The organism is Pelistega ratti (assembly GCF_009833965.1).
In the GTDB taxonomy this organism is placed as follows: domain Bacteria; phylum Pseudomonadota; class Gammaproteobacteria; order Burkholderiales; family Burkholderiaceae_B; genus Taylorella; species Taylorella ratti.
The window spans coordinates 2,072,136-2,089,289 of record NZ_CP047165.1 but is presented as its reverse complement, the minus strand read 5'-3'; the positions used below and the strand labels follow the sequence as shown (position 1 = coordinate 2,089,289).

The 17,154-nt window shown below is 36.3% G+C and carries 15 protein-coding genes and 2 tRNA genes; 14 read left to right on the top strand and 3 right to left on the bottom strand.

Going from position 1 to position 17,154, the window contains the following annotated elements; translation table 11 throughout:
• Positions 1-457 precede the first annotated feature (457 nt).
• On the bottom strand, positions 458-1,489 hold the full coding sequence (locus tag F9B76_RS09115; RefSeq protein WP_159991825.1) for a TIGR03571 family LLM class oxidoreductase: 1,032 nt from the start codon (positions 1,487-1,489) through the stop codon (positions 458-460).
• A 110-nt stretch (positions 1,490-1,599) separates the two neighbouring features.
• Between F9B76_RS09115 and F9B76_RS09110 the strand changes: the two genes are divergently transcribed.
• From F9B76_RS09110 to ruvB, 13 genes are all read left to right on the top strand, one after another.
• Positions 1,600-2,511 (top strand): LysR family transcriptional regulator, encoded by a 912-nt coding sequence (locus F9B76_RS09110; RefSeq protein ID WP_159991824.1) that lies wholly within the window; start codon positions 1,600-1,602, stop codon positions 2,509-2,511.
• Positions 2,512-2,661: 150 nt separating this feature from the next.
• Positions 2,662-3,636, top strand: coding sequence for an IS30 family transposase (locus F9B76_RS09105; RefSeq protein ID WP_159991823.1), 975 nt, complete (start codon positions 2,662-2,664; stop codon positions 3,634-3,636).
• A gap of 146 nt (positions 3,637-3,782) precedes the next feature.
• A complete protein-coding gene (locus tag F9B76_RS09100) occupies positions 3,783-4,424 on the top strand; it encodes a HEPN domain-containing protein (RefSeq protein WP_159991822.1) in 642 nt (213 codons plus the stop codon).
• Positions 4,425-4,951: 527 nt separating this feature from the next.
• Positions 4,952-5,638 (top strand): YaaW family protein, encoded by a 687-nt coding sequence (locus F9B76_RS09095; protein ID WP_159991821.1) that lies wholly within the window; start codon positions 4,952-4,954, stop codon positions 5,636-5,638.
• 29 nt (positions 5,639-5,667) lie between these two features.
• Positions 5,668-6,735, top strand: a complete 1,068-nt coding sequence (locus tag F9B76_RS09090; protein WP_159991820.1) for a chemotaxis protein — start codon at positions 5,668-5,670, stop codon at positions 6,733-6,735.
• Between the two features lie 68 nt (positions 6,736-6,803).
• Complete coding sequence (locus tag F9B76_RS09085; RefSeq protein WP_159991819.1) at positions 6,804-8,438, top strand: GtrA domain-containing protein; 1,635 nt, start codon at positions 6,804-6,806, stop codon at positions 8,436-8,438.
• Positions 8,419-8,682 (top strand): YkgJ family cysteine cluster protein, encoded by a 264-nt coding sequence (locus F9B76_RS09080; RefSeq protein ID WP_159991818.1) that lies wholly within the window; start codon positions 8,419-8,421, stop codon positions 8,680-8,682. Before F9B76_RS09085 ends, F9B76_RS09080 begins: the two co-directional genes overlap by 20 nt.
• A 238-nt stretch (positions 8,683-8,920) precedes the next feature.
• Positions 8,921-9,910, top strand: coding sequence for a tRNA dihydrouridine synthase DusB (gene dusB / locus F9B76_RS09075; RefSeq protein WP_159991817.1), 990 nt, complete (start codon positions 8,921-8,923; stop codon positions 9,908-9,910).
• A gap of 98 nt (positions 9,911-10,008) precedes the next feature.
• Complete coding sequence (locus tag F9B76_RS10400) at positions 10,009-10,152, top strand: helix-turn-helix domain-containing protein (RefSeq protein ID WP_235914915.1); 144 nt, start codon at positions 10,009-10,011, stop codon at positions 10,150-10,152.
• Positions 10,149-11,738, top strand: coding sequence for a bifunctional phosphoribosylaminoimidazolecarboxamide formyltransferase/IMP cyclohydrolase (gene purH / locus F9B76_RS09065; protein ID WP_159991815.1), 1,590 nt, complete (start codon positions 10,149-10,151; stop codon positions 11,736-11,738). Before F9B76_RS10400 ends, purH begins: the two co-directional genes overlap by 4 nt.
• A gap of 21 nt (positions 11,739-11,759) precedes the next feature.
• On the top strand, positions 11,760-12,302 hold the full coding sequence (ruvC, locus tag F9B76_RS09060) for a crossover junction endodeoxyribonuclease RuvC (RefSeq protein ID WP_159991814.1): 543 nt from the start codon (positions 11,760-11,762) through the stop codon (positions 12,300-12,302).
• Between the two features lie 26 nt (positions 12,303-12,328).
• On the top strand, positions 12,329-12,901 hold the full coding sequence (gene ruvA / locus F9B76_RS09055) for a Holliday junction branch migration protein RuvA (RefSeq protein WP_159991813.1): 573 nt from the start codon (positions 12,329-12,331) through the stop codon (positions 12,899-12,901).
• Positions 12,902-13,003: 102 nt separating this feature from the next.
• Complete coding sequence (ruvB, locus tag F9B76_RS09050; protein WP_159991812.1) at positions 13,004-14,062, top strand: Holliday junction branch migration DNA helicase RuvB; 1,059 nt, start codon at positions 13,004-13,006, stop codon at positions 14,060-14,062.
• A gap of 152 nt (positions 14,063-14,214) precedes the next feature.
• Here ruvB and recQ read toward each other — a convergent pair whose 3' ends face one another.
• A complete protein-coding gene (gene recQ, locus F9B76_RS09045) occupies positions 14,215-16,044 on the bottom strand; it encodes a DNA helicase RecQ (RefSeq protein ID WP_159991811.1) in 1,830 nt (609 codons plus the stop codon).
• 456 nt (positions 16,045-16,500) lie between these two features.
• Positions 16,501-16,577, bottom strand: a tRNA-Pro gene (locus F9B76_RS09040).
• 489 nt (positions 16,578-17,066) lie between these two features.
• Here F9B76_RS09040 and F9B76_RS09035 point away from each other — a divergent pair.
• Positions 17,067-17,154 (top strand) — tRNA-Leu (locus F9B76_RS09035).

The following is a 17,154-nucleotide window of genomic DNA, read 5'->3' as shown; positions in this document are numbered from 1 at the left end:
TAAAGGGGTTATTTTATCAGAATACAAAGTCTATCTGATAATAGTACGGTAAATTCTTTTACAATTAAACCACAAAAAGAATTATTTTTAAATATTTTTTAACAAAAATCAAATGAGGGAGATGTAGTTAATATTTGATAAGGAGATTTTTAAGGATTGATTTTAGAAATATATTTTGTATAGTGATAATCACTATAAGATATGATTCAGTATTGTTTTCCTTTTCTCAAAATTTATAAAGACTCAAATAATTCATATTTAACCTACGGTAATAGAGCATTCTACTTTACTTATTTCATTTATCTGATTAGTAGCAAAAAACACAGAAAATAGTGATTAATCAAACGAGTTTTTCAAGCATAGCGAGAAACAACTTAATCGACTTAACACTATTTTGCCGTGCTTTTTACTATAATAGCTATAATATGCTAATAGATAGGGATTAACAATCCAACCACTACACTTTCCCTACCACTTCTTCCGCTAGCTCTTGCAATACCTCTACACTACCTCTACGCGTAGGTTTTAGGTTAAGCGTTACATGAGCCAAACCTTGTGCTTTTTGCTCTTGATAGAACTCTCTCAAACCATTTGCACCACCTCGCAAATAAATCTTATTAAAAAGACGCACAGGCTCATTTCTATCCTCAGACAAATCAATAAAATTAGCATAGCCAAAAGGATGCCATGTACCATCTTGATTGAGAGTCGATAAAGTGTTCACTATTTTAGCGGTATCTTTAGGATCAACACCATGCCAAATCCACGCATCCGCACGATTGGCTAACCAACTCAATTCTTGTCTAGCACGTCCTATCGCCACCATTGGTAGGCGGTGTTTAATTTTAGGAATAAAATCAATATTCCCTTGTAAATCCCCATAGTGATTTCCTTTAAAACGGGGAAAGTCATTCCGTAATAAGGTATCTATCATTTCCCAGCTTTCACGGAAACGCTCTGCTCTATTCTCAAAATCTGCTTTAAATGCAGGATACTCCACAGGACGATCACCACTCGATAAACCCAAAATAAACCGACCATTTGTTAAAACATCTGTACTCGCTGCTGCTTTAGCGATATGAATAGGCTCACGCAAAGGAGAAACAAGCCCTGCTGTACCCAAAGCAATATCTTTTGTTTTCGCCGCTAAATAGCCTAGCGATACAAACGGATCTAATCCTTGCCCGACATCACCAAAGTTTGGATCATAAAAAGGTACATCACGTAACCATAATGCCGCAAAACCTAATTGATCGGCTAATACTGCTATATCCCCTAAGTCTTCAATACTTGGAATAGGCACATCTGCATACCCTTTAAATGGTGCAATTAACCCAAAGGTAAGCTTATCACGTTGAAACACACGAGAAAAAGCACGATGATCAGCAAGGTCAGGTGAAAGATCTGTTTTAGATGCTACCCTTTCAGCATTATTAAATAAATGGCTATCGTCTTTTCCTAAAATCGATAAATTTGGTACATTTTTCATCTTAGTACTCCTTTTCAATAGAAGATATTATATTTCTTATTATTTAAAATGATAATATGTTTTAAAATACAAATAGTTTTGCAAAAAACGCAATAATAAAAGGAATAAAAATGGACTATTTTCATGCCCTTACAATTTTTCAACATATTGCTCATAATGGTAGTTTTACTGCGACAGCTCGACTGATGGGCATTGCCGTATCCTCAGTCACTCGCCAAATTGATACACTAGAAAATCATCTTGGTGTTACACTATTTACACGCTCTACACGTAAACTCACCCTCACAGCAGCAGGAGAACGTTATCTCACTAAAATACGCCCTATTCTAGCGGACTTAGCTGATGCCAATCAATCATTACAAAACGAACAAGCAGAGCCACAAGGTAAACTACGCATCACCTTTCCAATCGATTATGGGAATAGTAAATTAAGTACATTAATCATCGAATTTTCCCAACAATACCCAAAAATTGAATTAGAAGCCTTAGTAACAGATACATTTATTGATCTTATAACAGAAGGCTTTGATATAGGCATTCGCCTAGGAAGAGTAGCAGATGATAGGCTCATTGCCAAGAAACTCACCACACAAAAACGTCTCTTAGTCGCCTCCCCAGACTATCTCTCACAATACGGTATCCCTAAAACACCATCTGATTTAACGAATCACCGCTGTTTACCTTATATTTATCACGGCTATGCTCCTAAATGGTTTTTCCGACAAAAGGGCAAAAGTGAATTTATACCAATAAATAGTTCACTCAGTACAAATAGCGTTCATATTTTACTTTCTAGTGCATTAAATGGACAAGGAATCACACATCTGCCCGACTGGCTCATCATGCCTTACCTACAAACAGGAGAATTACACCCTCTTCTCATTGACTGGCAAATTACCCCAACAGATACTCTTGAGGAAGATGGTATCTATCTTATCTATCCACCCCATTTACGACATAGTGCAAAAGTCAATATATTATCAACATTCCTATCAGAACGAATAAGTAATAGTCGTGCTTAATCCTATTCAAATAGCACAGATATTCTATTAAATGAGAAAGATATCAATACACCCAATTTGTAAAATTAAGTTAGACAAAAGACTAGACAAAAAAGCCATTTACATTAGATTCAGATAAACACCACATTTACTGAAAAGGAACTAACATAAATGACTTATAGACATCTTAGCATAAATGAATTGGTCATAATAGAGGCATATTACCAAATTGGTAAAAAAGTAATAGATATAGCTAAGGCATTAAATCGGTCAAGGCAAACGATCTATAAGGTAATAGCGATGTTAAAAAAGGGTTACTCTGCCTATGAATATTATGAACAGTATAAAAAGAATAAGCGCTATTGTGGACAAGGTAAAACCCAATTATCCAAGAAAGAGAGAGCGTTGATACAAGCCCATTTGAATAAGGGGTGGAACTTTGATGTGATTAAAGGGGTCTATCGCAAGAAGATTTCTTGCTCAATGAGAACACTGTATCGCTTAGTGGAACGAGGTGTTTTTAAGAAAGAGGATTTACCTTGGAAAGGTAAGCGTAGAGCCAATGGACGAAAAGAAACACGGGGTAAACAAGCTTTTGTAAGGGATATTCATGAACGAGCCAAATATTATCCAGCGTTTAAGGAAGAATTTGGACATTTAGAAGGCGATACTATCGTAGGGAAAAATCATCAAAGTGCGGTGATAACACTGGTTGAGAGAAAGTCTAAAGCTATTATTACCTTACAAACAGATGGACGAAAAGCACAGGATATACAAAAGGCAATCAGTCGCTGGATGTCTTCTTTTTCAACTCTACCTCATTTATTTAAATCCATCACCTTTGATAGAGGCAAAGAGTTCTCTGACTGGAAAACGATTGCCAATGCACATGATATTGATATTTTCTTTGCCGATCCAGGCTGTCCAAGTCAGAGAGGACTTAATGAACATTCTAATGGATTATTACGCCGACATGGACTACCGAAACAGACTGATTTTATAGGAATGACTCAATCATATTTGTCCAGTATTGCTCATAAAATAAATATGATACCTAGAAAATCTCTCGGTTATAAAACCCCTTACCATGTTTTTCTGATCTATTTAAAAGAGGCTCTTAAAAAAGCAATGTCTAAAAATGTCTAGCTTAATTTGACAAATGAAAATATAATAAAAGGCTAACCACTTACTTTATAGATGGTTAGCTCTTATTGCTCACCTTATCATAAAATGTATTATTACTAGCTTTCAATTTTTACTTAATTATAATCTTTCTCATTCTCCTGTTAATTATGCAACTTACCCAACTTGAACAAATTTATAAACAAAATAAAGAACACTATTCAGATAATTTTCGTTTACGCATCCATCGTTCACTAAGCTGGTTAAAACAAGCTGAACAAACAGAAGAGTTAGATTTTAAGTTTATTGCCTTATGGGTATCCTTTAATGCTGCTTATGCTCAAGAAATAGATGATAAATTAAGTGAAAAAATTGCTTTTAATGAGTTAATTTTTCGAATCTGTGAGTTTGATAAAAATCAAAAAATTTATCATCTTATTTGGCATACTTTCTCAGGAAGCATCCGTACTCTATTAGACAATCCCTATATTTTCCAACCCTTTTGGGATTTTCATAATAATAAGATTACTGAGCAAGAGTGGTTAAGCAATTTTAAACAATCTAAAAAAAGCTTACAATACGCTCTTTCCAATCAGGATACTGCTAAAATCTTAATTATTCTTTGTCAGCGACTCTATACGCTTCGTAATCAAATTCTACATGGTAGCTCTACATTTAATAGCTCAGTTAATCGCTCACAAGTTAAAGATGCCTGTGCTATTCTAACAACACTTATGCCCCTAATACTAAATATTATGATTGATAATCCGAATGAAATTGATTGGGGAAAACCATTTTATCCTGTTGTTTAGTTAATACTTTTAGCAATACATATTTAAGAGATTTCTTTATATATTGCTTAACTGTATGCAAAACTATCTAAATCTTCTTTTTCCCAAATTAATAAACTCTAATTAAAGTATTAGGTAAATATATCTGCTATTTATCCCTTATAGAATTTATTTATTATTTAAAACATAGAATATCAATTTAAAATTTCTTACTAATTGTTGTATAAATTACACACATCAAAATAATTTACAATTTGTATTCTTAATACATAACCTATTGATATTAAAAATAAAATCAACAATCCCCTCAAAAAAAAAAAAAAAAAAAAAAAAAAAAAAATACAAAAATAAATTAATGACTGCGACATAACCTTGCAAGAAATTAAGCTAGAATCCTTATATATCTCAAGACAAATAGGATTTTTATCTTTAAAGAATACATAAGAAGTAATGCTAATAAATGCTTATATCCTCAAACTTAGAAGGAATAAGTATTAATTTTTGAATTAATCGTAATAGATATTCTATCAACTGATAAAGGAAAAATAATGGCTTATAGAGAGGACAGAGACCTTGAGTTTTTAGCTTATTGCTCAAATGAAGATTTAAATGATCTTGTATATTTATTGACACATGATCCTGAAGATGGAAAAACTCGTAATACGGAAGAACTCACATCATCACAAAACTATAGGCGATATTATCCAGACCATCAAAAATACTGGCAAGACATTGCCGCAGAAATTCAAACATTTGGGGCAAATACTATCGCAACAATCTTTAGGTTAGGTAAAGGAGTCTTGTATAAAGAAATTCTTTGTGATGCATGTGAAGATATGAAGGTAAACTTTAATAAAAGCTCTTCTACTAAAGCTATTGAAAAAAACTTATTAGATAAAGTTTATACACAAGCCATTGAGGATTTATCTGAAGAACAAAAGAAAGAAGTATTACAAAGTTTAGATTTACCTACCACAAATCTTAGTAATCAAGCATTAACAGCTAGCTTACAAGCAGCTCTTTTGAATGTAAATTTTTCACCTATCGTTTTTATGAATTTTGCCCCTATTTTTCTACAACAAACCTTATTAGGACGTTTATTAGGTATTGCAACAGGACCAATAGGGTGGGGACTAACCACCATGTGGACAGTAAGTGATTTAGCAGGACCTGCAAAACGAGTAACAATACCAGCTGTTATTCAAATTGCTATGCTAAGAAGAAAGTACAGTTAATTTTTATGAATCAATAATAGGAGATTAAAATGCCTTTACCATTTATTCTTGGAGCAGCTGCGGCTGCCGCTGCCGTAGCAGGTATCAAAAAAGGTTATGAAGGTTATCAGAAAAAATCAATTGCTGAGGATATTACAAAAGAAGCCCAACAAGCTTATGATAAAGCTCGATCTGATTTTGATAAGGTAGAGAAAAAAACTGACCAACAGCTAGAGAGCCTTGGTAAATTACAATTAAAAATCGGAACAGATTTTGCAGAGTTTAAAAAAATAGCAGAAGAGTTATTAAATAAACTCGCTAAATCCTCTAATAAGGACATTAAGATTAACGTCCCCCCATATCGTCTTAACAAAGTAGCGGATTTATCTCTTTCAGCAACAACCTATATGACACAATTAGCAGGAGCTGGTGTTGCCGGTGCCGCTGCCGCTTATGCTACCTATGGGGGTGTGATGGCACTTGCTGCGGCATCAACAGGAACTCCTATTGCAGCCCTATCAGGAGCAGCTGCATATAATGCTACAATGGCTGCTATTGGAGGCGGTGCATTATCAGCAGGTGGATTAGGTATGGCTGGCGGAGCAGCAATTTTAGGTGGTGTTGTAGCTGCACCTATTATTGCCGTAGCAGGTTTTGCCTATGATAATCATGCAGAAGAAGCATTAGAGAATGCAAGAGATTTTCGTACTGAATCCGCCAGAGCAGTAAAAAAACTTGCTTTAGCAGCAACACACCTCAAAGAAATTGATCTTTATGCAGCTAAAATTGAGAAGGCACTACAACATATCTATGCTAAATTTACCCACTATTTTGAGGATTTAAAGCGTGTTGATTTATCAGTTCGTTACGGTGGTAACATAGAGGAATTAGAGGATGCTACCCTCCGTATTGTTGAAAATGGTTATCTCGTTGCCGCTCTTCTTACTGATATTATTGATACACCACTATTTGTAGTTAAAAAAGATAGTAATGGGAATCCTATCTTAAAGGATAAAGCTGTTCAATTAGAAGTAGATGCTAATGGGCAACAAATTATCAATAAAAAAGAAATTGATGCAGATATTCAAACAGCATTAAACGAAGCTACTCAATATTAATAGTATCTTTAGCAACAAAGAAATAGCAGGACTTATTCCTGCTATTTTTATCTAAAAAGGAATATATTATGGCGACAGCAACAACAGAGTTTAATTTTGTACAAGAACTAGAGAAAACCTTACTACAAAATATTGCCACTTCTTTTCATTTAGACTTCATGCTCTTAAACGATAAAAAAGGAGGTGATGTTGATACGATAAACAATGTTGCTCAAGGAGTCTATGCAACAGAAGAAGAAAGATCTCGTTATGAAAATCGTGGGCAATATAATTCACATGAATATCATACCCATCAAAATTACATTGCTAAAAATAGAGAATCACATAATTTACAACAACAAGGTAAACTTGTAGATAAATATACCGATAAAAAAATTAAGCTTAATGAAAAGAAAAATCTTGATCATATTGTTTCTGCACATGAAATTCATAATGATCCTAGACGTGTTTTAGCTGAAATAAATGGTGCTGATTTAGCTAATCAAGAAATTAATTTTGCAATGACAAATCAATCATTAAATAAAGCAAAAAATGCTTCTAAAATGTCTGATTTTGTCGCCTCTATGGATGCTCGCGTAGAAAATAAAAAGAATGAATTAATTACATTAAAAGAAAAATTAACTACTCAAAAAGATATGCCATTGCATAAACGACAGGAACTAGAAAAGAAAATTAAAAATGCTGAAGACTATATTGAAAACTTTGAGTCTGCTGATCGAGAAAAAATGTTAGCAGCAGATAAGAAAGCACGAGCAGCTATTGACTATGAAATAAATCATACTTATTACACTAGTAGCAAATTTTTCAAAAATACAGCAAGTGCCGCAGGAAATAAGGGTGTAAAAATGGGGGTTCGCCAAGCATTAGGATTAGTGTTTGCTGAAGTTTGGTTTGAATTAAAAACACAAATCCCTAAAATATATGAACATTGTAAAACAAGTTTTAATTTTCAAGAATTTTTATCCCATATAAAAGAAACATTAGCAAATATTTTTATCAGGTTAAAAGAACGGTTCTCTGATTTACTTACCCAATTTAAAGAAGGTTTTTTAGGAGGAATTTTATCAAGTCTTTCTACTACCTTTATAAATATTTTTAAAACCACAACCTCTCTAGTGGGTAAATTAATCCGTGAGATGTGGAACAGCCTGGTACAAGTTGGAAAACTATTATTCTTTAATCCACAAAATCTTAAAAAAGGTGATTTAATCAAAGAAGTATTCAAGCTACTAAGTGTCGGAGTATCGATTGCAGTTGGTGCTATTGTAAATAACTATTTATCAACCATCCTAGTAATACCATTTGGAGAAGAAATTTCAGTATTTATTAGTGGTATGTTATCTGGAATTCTTACACTTGGCTTTACTTATTTTCTAGAACATAGTGAAATAGCTAATAAGATTTGGACATTCTTAAATAGCTTAAAATCTAAATACGAACAAATGAAAGATGCAATGATTAAAATAAATGCAGAGCTTGATCGTTATTTAGAGGAACTAACAAAGATTGAATTTAATCTTAATGCTAATGAATTAACACAATTTGCTCTTACATTAAATAGTATTAATGATGAACTTGAATTAAATACTTTTTTGAAAAAAGAAATTCAATCCAGAAATATCACTCTACCATATGATATTAATGAAGAAGGTGCATTTAAAAAAATGCTCTTAAAAAAGCAACATGAATGCAGTCAAAAATAAACCTTTTCCTTGTAATGCTTGTGGTAAATGCTGTCGAAACGTTCATTTAAGCGAACAAACAAAGTTTCTAGATCGTGGCGATGGCATTTGCCACTATTTTAATGAATCAACCAACCTTTGTAATATTTATGAAACACGCCCTCTCGTATGCCGAGTGGAACAATACTATCAAACCTATCTTTCTGATAAATATGAATGGGATGATTTTATAAAAATTAACTTAGAAATTTGTGAAAAATTATAATTTTTTTTAAAACTAACCCCCTCCCAAAGAGGGGTTTCTCTTCTCTATAAACCATCTAAACAATAACCTCCTATACATCGATAAATAGGCATTCAAATAAACAACCATCTCAACAAACCTTATATTTTTTATACACCAGAAAAACCCAAAATGCTATTAACATCATCACACCAATAAATATTATGGTTTTCCACAAAAACCAACAAAGAAAACCCCAAAATCGGCTAAAATCTCACGAATGAAAATCGGACAATGGACAATCCCCAACCCTGTATTTGTTGCCCCAATGGCAGGTGTAACTGATCGCCCTTTTCGTCAGCTTTGCAAACGATTAGGTGCAGGTTATGCAGTATCTGAAATGGCAGCAAGCAACCCCGCGCTATGGGAAAGCGTCAAAACAGCAAGACGGCTTAACCATGACGGAGAAGTCAATCCTATTACCGTACAGATTGCGGGGGCAGATCCAGAGATGATGGCACAAGCCGCCATTTTTAATATCCATAAAGGTGCTAAGATTATTGATATTAATATGGGTTGTCCAGCCAAAAAAGTCTGTCATGTTGCCTCAGGCTCAGCCCTGCTTAAACATGAAGATTTGGTCGTCTCGATTTTAAAAGCAGTGGTCAATGCCTGTAAACCTTTTGATGTACCCGTTACCCTAAAAACACGAACTGGTTGGGATAACGAACATAAAAATATCTTACGCATTGCCCATCTCGCTCAGGATATAGGTATCCATGCCTTAACCATTCACGGACGTACGCGTGCCGATTTCTACAAAGGAAAAGCCGAATACGATACCATCAAAAAGGTTAAAGTCTCTTTATCTATCCCTGTTATTGCCAATGGTGATATTGATTCACCCCAAAAAGCAAAATATGTCCTCGATTATACCGGTGCTGATGCCATTATGATTGGACGAGCAGCACAAGGGAATCCATGGATTTTTAGAGAAATCAATTATTTCTTAGCACATGGTAAGGAGATGGCACCTCCAAGCCTTCAAGAAATGCAAACGGTTTTACTCGATCATTTGCATGAACATTATCAATTTTATGGTGAATATACGGGTGTACGTACAGCACGTAAACATATCGCTTGGTACATTGCCAATATACCAAACAGCAAGCCCTTTATCACTCATATGAATACCATTGATAATAGTGCCGAGCAATATAATGCCGTTATGGCTTGGTTTAACGAACGTATCACACGATTAGAACAATGAAGAATTTAGATTCAATCGATCAATGCATAAGTGCGAATTTAGACGCTTATTTTAAAGAGTTGGAGGGCAACCCTACTTGTCATGTCTGGGATATGGTCATGGGTAGTGTCGAAAAAGCCATGCTTAAAAAAGTCATGGAATATACCAATGGGAATCAGTCCAAAACCGCTGAAATTCTTGGTATTACCCGTAATACTCTTCGCAAAAAACTTATTTCTAACCATCTTATTAACGAAACATGAAACTTTCTACCGCCTTACTTTCCGTTTCTGATAAAACGGGTATTGTTGAGTTTGCACAAGCACTTGCTGCTCGTGGCATTAAACTATTATCGACTGGTGGCACAGCTGCCCTTCTCAAACAAGCTGGCTTAACGGTCACCGAAGTCGCTGAACACACAGGATCACCTGAAATTTTAGATGGACGCGTTAAAACACTCCACCCTAAAATTCATGGAGGGTTACTGGGTCGCCGAGACAATGCAGAGCATTTAGCCACCATGCAAGTACATGATATTGCCCCCATTGATTTATTAGTAGTCAATTTATATCCTTTCCGTGAAACGATTGCTAAGCCAAATTGTTCTTTTGCTGATGCGGTAGAAAATATTGATATTGGTGGGCCTGCTATGTTACGAGCAGCCGCCAAAAATCATGGAACAGCAGAAGGCGGTGTGACTGTTGTAATTGATCCAAGCGATTATGCTCAAGTCCTACAAGAAATTGATACCTTAGGACAACCTTCTTACGGTTTACGCCTTAAATTAGCCGGTAAAGTTTATGCGCATACTGCAGCTTATGACGGCGCTATTGCACAATATCTTAGCAGTATTACTGAAGCAGAACCTGCACAAGACAAAGCACCTGATCGCCAACCTTGGGCTGATACCCTAACCTTACAACTTCAAAAACACCAAAACTTACGTTATGGTGAAAACCCCCACCAACAAGCTGCTTTCTATATTGATCCTAGTCGTGGAGCAGGTTTATTAGGGAATTATGTTCAATTACAAGGAAAAGAGCTTTCTTATAATAATATTGCCGATGCAGATGCGGCATGGGAATGCTCTCGTAGTTTTGATGTCCCTGTTTGCGTGATTGTAAAACACGCTAATCCTTGCGGTGTTGCCATTGCAGATACGCCTTTTGCCGCTTACCAAAAGGCGTTTAAAACAGACCCTACCTCTGCTTTTGGTGGCATTATTGCTTTTAACCGCACGGTTGATCTAGCCGTTGCCGAAGAAGTCAGTAAACAATTTATGGAAGTGCTACTTGCTCCAGACTATACAGAAGAAGCCCTTGCTTTACTCACCGCTAAGAAAAATGTACGTGTACTTAAAGTAGCACAAGGGACAGCTCAAAATCCATTTGATGTTAAACGTGTTGGTGGTGGTTGGTTAGTTCAAGACCATGATGCATTTGATGTTCCTGTTGAATCACTCAAAGTCGTCACAAAAAAACAACCTACTGAACAACAACTCAAAGATCTCATGTTTGCATGGAAAGTTGCTAAATATGTTAAGTCTAACGCTATTGTTTTCTGTGCTAATGGGATGACAATGGGTGTCGGTGCAGGTCAAATGAGCCGATTAGATTCAGCACGTATTGCCTCTATTAAAGCAGAAGCCAATGGCTTGAGTTTAAAAAATACAGCAGCAGCGTCCGATGCTTTCTTCCCATTCCGTGATGGTTTAGATGTGATTGTGGCAGCTGGTGCAGATTGTATTATTCAACCCGGTGGCAGTATTCGTGATGAAGAAGTCATTAATGCCGCAGATGAACATGGTATTGTGATGGTTTATACAGGTACTCGCCACTTCCGTCACTAATAAAGATAGAGGATAAGTAGCGTGAGAATCATTGGGATCGATCCTGGTTTACGGAAAACAGGTTATGGCATTATTGATACACAATATGCTCAATTGAGCTATATCAGTAGTGGCACGATTACAATTCCAACCGATCTTGCGCTACATCGCCGTCTCAAATATATTATGGATACTATCCGAGAGGTTATTGCCCATTACAAGCCCTCTCAGTCAGCCTTAGAAAAAGTATTTGTGAATACCAATCCACAAACCACTTTATTATTAGGACAAGCTCGTGGAGCAGCTATGTGTGCTTTAGCCGATACGGGTTTATCTGTCGCAGAATACACCGCATTACAAATCAAAAAAGCCGTAGTAGGTCGTGGTCATGCTTCTAAAGATCAAGTACAATTTATGGTACAACATCTTTTAAATCTTAATGGTCGCCCCGAGCCAGACTCTGCGGATGCACTCGCCTGCGCCATTACACACGCTCATGCCTTACCTCTTACACAAAAAATACAGGATTTAGACATGGATACGACCCATACCGCCCGATTACGTCATGGTCGTTTACATTTCTAAGGTTTGTTTTATAGGAAAATCGTATTATGATTGGTCGTATTACAGGTATATTAATTGAAAAACTCCCCCCTCATATCTGTGTTGATATCAATGGTGTGGGATATGATCTTGAAGTGCCTATGAGTACCCTATACGATTTACCCGATCTAGGGGGAAAAGTCTCTCTTTTTACACATCTAGCCATTCGTGAAGACGCACATATTCTCTACGGTTTTCTGACCGCAGAAGAGCGTATCGCTTTCCGTTCACTCATCAAAGTCAGCGGTATTGGTGCTCGTACCGCACTCGCTATTTTATCGGGAATGAGTAATCAAACCCTATCACAAGCTATTCAACAACAAGATGCTAGTTTACTCGTCAAAATCCCAGGTATCGGTGCTAAAACAGCTGCTCGTCTCTTACTTGAGCTAAAAGGCAAATTTGATTTAAGTAGCCATACTACCGAAAACCAGCAACCAAGCGTACAAAGCGATATTCTTAATGCCTTAATGGCACTGGGTTATTCTGAAAAAGAAAGCCGTCATGCGGTTAAACAACTTCCTGCTGATATATCGGTCTCAGATGGTATTCGATTAGCTCTACAGCAGTTTGCAAAATAAATCATACGGTTAAGTCTTCCTATTAGTACACTATCATTCTCTCTATTTTAAATATTAAAATACTGTATAATAATCCAGTAATCAATCATTTCATAGATACTTATGCCTATTGTGCCTGACAACTTATCTTCTCAACCCTCTCGCGGTATTATCAGCCCTGAGCGCCATAATACGAAAGAAGAATCTATTGAGCGAGCCTTACGGCCTAAGTACCTCAAAGACTACACAGGGCAAGATAAGGTCTGTGAGCAATTAGCCATTTTTATTGCTGCCGCACAAAAGCGACAAGAACCCTTAGACCATGTTCTCCTATTTGGTCCCCCGGGATTGGGTAAAACCACGCTTGCCCATATCATTGCCAATGAAATGGGGTCTCAAATGCGCCAAACATCAGGCCCCGTTCTTGAAAAACCGGGCGATCTGGTCTCTCTTCTGACAAATTTACAAACAAATGATGTCCTCTTTATTGATGAAATACATCGTCTATCCCCTGTTGTTGAAGAGATACTTTACCCTGCCTTAGAAGATTTTCAGATTGATATTATGATTGGTGATGGTCCAGCCGCCCGTAGTATCAAAATTGATCTTCAACCCTTTACCCTTGTCGGTGCCACTACACGAGCAGGGATGCTCACTAACCCCTTACGCGATCGCTTTGGTATTATTTCTCGTCTTGAATTTTACTCCACCGAACATCTCGCCAAGATTGTAACGCGTAGTGCTGGGCTACTCCACTGTGAAATTACCCCTGAAGGTGCAACTGAAATTGCCCGCCGTTCTCGTGGTACACCTCGGATTGCCAATCGCCTACTTCGCCGTGTTCGTGATTATGCTGAAGTTAAAAATAACGGGATTATCTCTGATACTTGCGCTGCTGATGCATTAAGTATGCTAGAAGTTGATCCCCACGGTTTAGATCTAATGGATAGAAAACTCCTTGAAACCATTATCCATAAATTTGATGGAGGCCCTGTTGGTGTCGATAACTTAGCCGCAGCGATTGGCGAAGAAAGCGATACCATTGAAGAAGTCATTGAACCCTATCTTATCCAAAGAGGGCTTATCCAACGTACACCACGTGGACGGATTGCCACACAAAGTGCTTGGCTACATTTTGAATTAATACCACCTAAAAAGGACATACACCCAGAGTTATTTTAAGAGCATACCATAGAGTAGTCCCTTACCTACTCTATGCCAGTTACAGTCACTTTGCTCAATTATTTTTATACTAGATAGTATATTCAAGCGTAAAAATACAGTATATTTTCTACTACCAAGCGATTTGATGAGAGAAAAAACACATCTATCCGTTACGCTAAAACTTCTAATACTTCTTTCCCATACGTATTTAATTTAAATAAATTTACCCCATCAATTAAAGATAACCTTTTTAAACTGGATGGATTATCAATCGCAATATTTTTTAAAGTAGTATCATTAAAAATAAATTGAGCATCCAAACCATCTTGCTGACCCCTTGCGACACACCATGCTTTTAATTTGAGATAACGCTCATATGCATCGGGGTATTGCTCTTGGAAAGTTTTCTTACGTGTAGGCATAATATTTTTTGATTTACCCGTTAGTAAGATAGATTCTTGGCGAAGCATTAATACTGCCTCACCTTTTAATAATGCCCGACTACGCTCAGTTAATGCTAAGGTAGAATACCCCTCAAAATCGACCATCAAATAACCTTGCGCTAAGAGTTGGCGAATAATACTATTCCACTGTTCCTTACTATACTCTTTACCAATCCCAAACGTACTCAATGCAGTATGAGAAAACTCCTTAATACGATCGGTCTGATTACCCAATAAAATATCAATGATATATTGTGCCCCAAACCGTTGATGGTATTGATAATAAAGACGATAAACCGTTGATAATACTTTTTGTCCTACCTGCGTACCATCCCATAATTCTGGAGGGGTAAGGCAAACATCACAATTTCCACAGGGGGTACTTACCTCACCAAAATAAGAAAGTAATTGCACTCGCCGACAAGAAGCGGTTTCACATAATGCCAACATAGCATTTAATTGATAACGTGCTTTTTGTTTAAATGACTCATCACCTTGAGAGGTTTCAATCATTTTATATTGCTGTAAAACATCTTGTAGTCCATATGCCATCCATGCGGTAGCAGGTAAACCATCACGCCCAGCCCTACCCGTTTCTTGATAATAACCCTCAATAGATTTAGGAATATCAATATGTGCCACAAACCGTACATCTAATTTGTTTACCCCCATACCAAAGGCAATCGTCGCTACCATAACTAGCCCATCCTCATGTAGAAATCGGTATTGATGATCTGCCCGTACTTGAGCATCCATACCCGCATGATATGGTAAAGCAGGTATCCCTTGTTTATTCAAAAAAGCCGCTATCTCTTCACAACGTTTACGCGATAAACAATAAACAATCCCTGATTCATTGGGGTGCTTCTCACTAATAAACTGAACAAGTTGTTTGCGAACCTGATTTTTCTCAACTATTTCATACCGAATATTTGGACGATCAAAGCTAGATACAAAGGTTTTTTTAAGTTGTAGTCGTTCTTCTATTTCTTGCCGTGTTGTACTCGTTGCCGTAGCCGTTAAAGCTATACGAGGAACATGGGGCCATAATCGCTGAAGCTCAGATAAACCTAAATATTCAGGACGAAAATCATGCCCCCATTGAGACACACAATGTGCTTCATCAATCGCAAATAGTGAAATAGGCGCACGCTTTAACAAAGACAAACAACGAGCGGTCAATAACCGTTCTGGCGTAATATAAAGTAAGTCAATATGACCCTGTACCCATGCATTTTCAACCGCTTTGAGAGCATCTAACGACATCGTGGCATTTAAACATGCAGCCCTTATCCCCAGTCCTAATAAGGCTTGTACTTGATCATTCATTAAAGCGATTAAAGGAGAAATCACTACCCCCGAGCCTGGGCGAACCAACGCTGGCACTTGATAACAAAGCGATTTACCTGCACCTGTTGGCATTAACGCTAAGCAATCATCTCCATTAATTAAATGTTGGATAACATCTTCTTGATTACCTCGAAAATGATGATAACCAAATATATTTTTGAGTACTTCTAACGCACGTTGGGAGGAAAAGGACGGGATTGTTGCCATCTCATAGGGCATTCGGCTAAAAGGGGTTATTTTACCATGTGAACTATTGACACAAAACACATACGACTATTTCTGTTATGGAAAATATAATTTTCTTCTTATTATTGTTTGAATTTAGGTGCTTAATTAAACTGATACCCTAAATCATCACACCACTTATCACTATAACAAACATAGTGCATATAGAAAAATCTCTCTCAACAAGTCTCAATAATACCTAAAAAGGAATAAACATCTTAGTTGCTTACCACCCCAAAATAATATTTATACGATTAAACTAAGAAATAGCAACTTTTTACGAGCAAAATGCCATAAGAGTGTATCAATGACACGATAACTAGACTTTAAATATTGAGTATTTTTATCATGTAGAAAAGTGTCGTTTTCAGGTTTTATAGATAACCCAAACATATTTTAGACAAAAAATACCGCCCTCTAGGCGGTAATTCTTCAAAATGGTCGGGACAGTAAGATTCGAACTTACGACCCTCTGGTCCCAAACCAGATGCGCTACCAGGCTGCGCTATGCCCCGACTTCAAAATTGAGTTATCTCAATCAAGAATATAAATTATACGCTAATTACATAATTATGCAAGTCTTTTATTTCACTTTTGTTGTTTTATCGCTACTTACTATAAAATCTATGCTTAAATAAAAATTTCCACTTATATTCAAACTTAAAAAATACACTACTAAAAATAAACGAATAGCGAAGTTATACAATAATTGTTTTATCTCCTGTATTACACTATTTCAATAGCATAATATTTTTTATACGTTTCGATTTAAAAATAAGTTCAGCTCTCTCTACAGATTATTCTTTAATATATCCTCTAACAAGAAAGAAACAAAAACGATATTCAGTATATCTTTGCTATTTATTTTCTTCCCCAAGATTTTCTTGTGAATTATCAATAATTATTGTTGTTTTTTTTATACAAACATCATTTTTTTATCAAAAACAACCCAAAAGACTAGACAATATTTTTTAGATTAGGCATAATTACATCTTTCACAAAACGCACTCGTGGTGAAATAGGTAGACACAAGAGACTTAAAATCTCTCGGGCATTACGCCCGTGCCGGTTCGATTCCGGCCGAGTGCACCA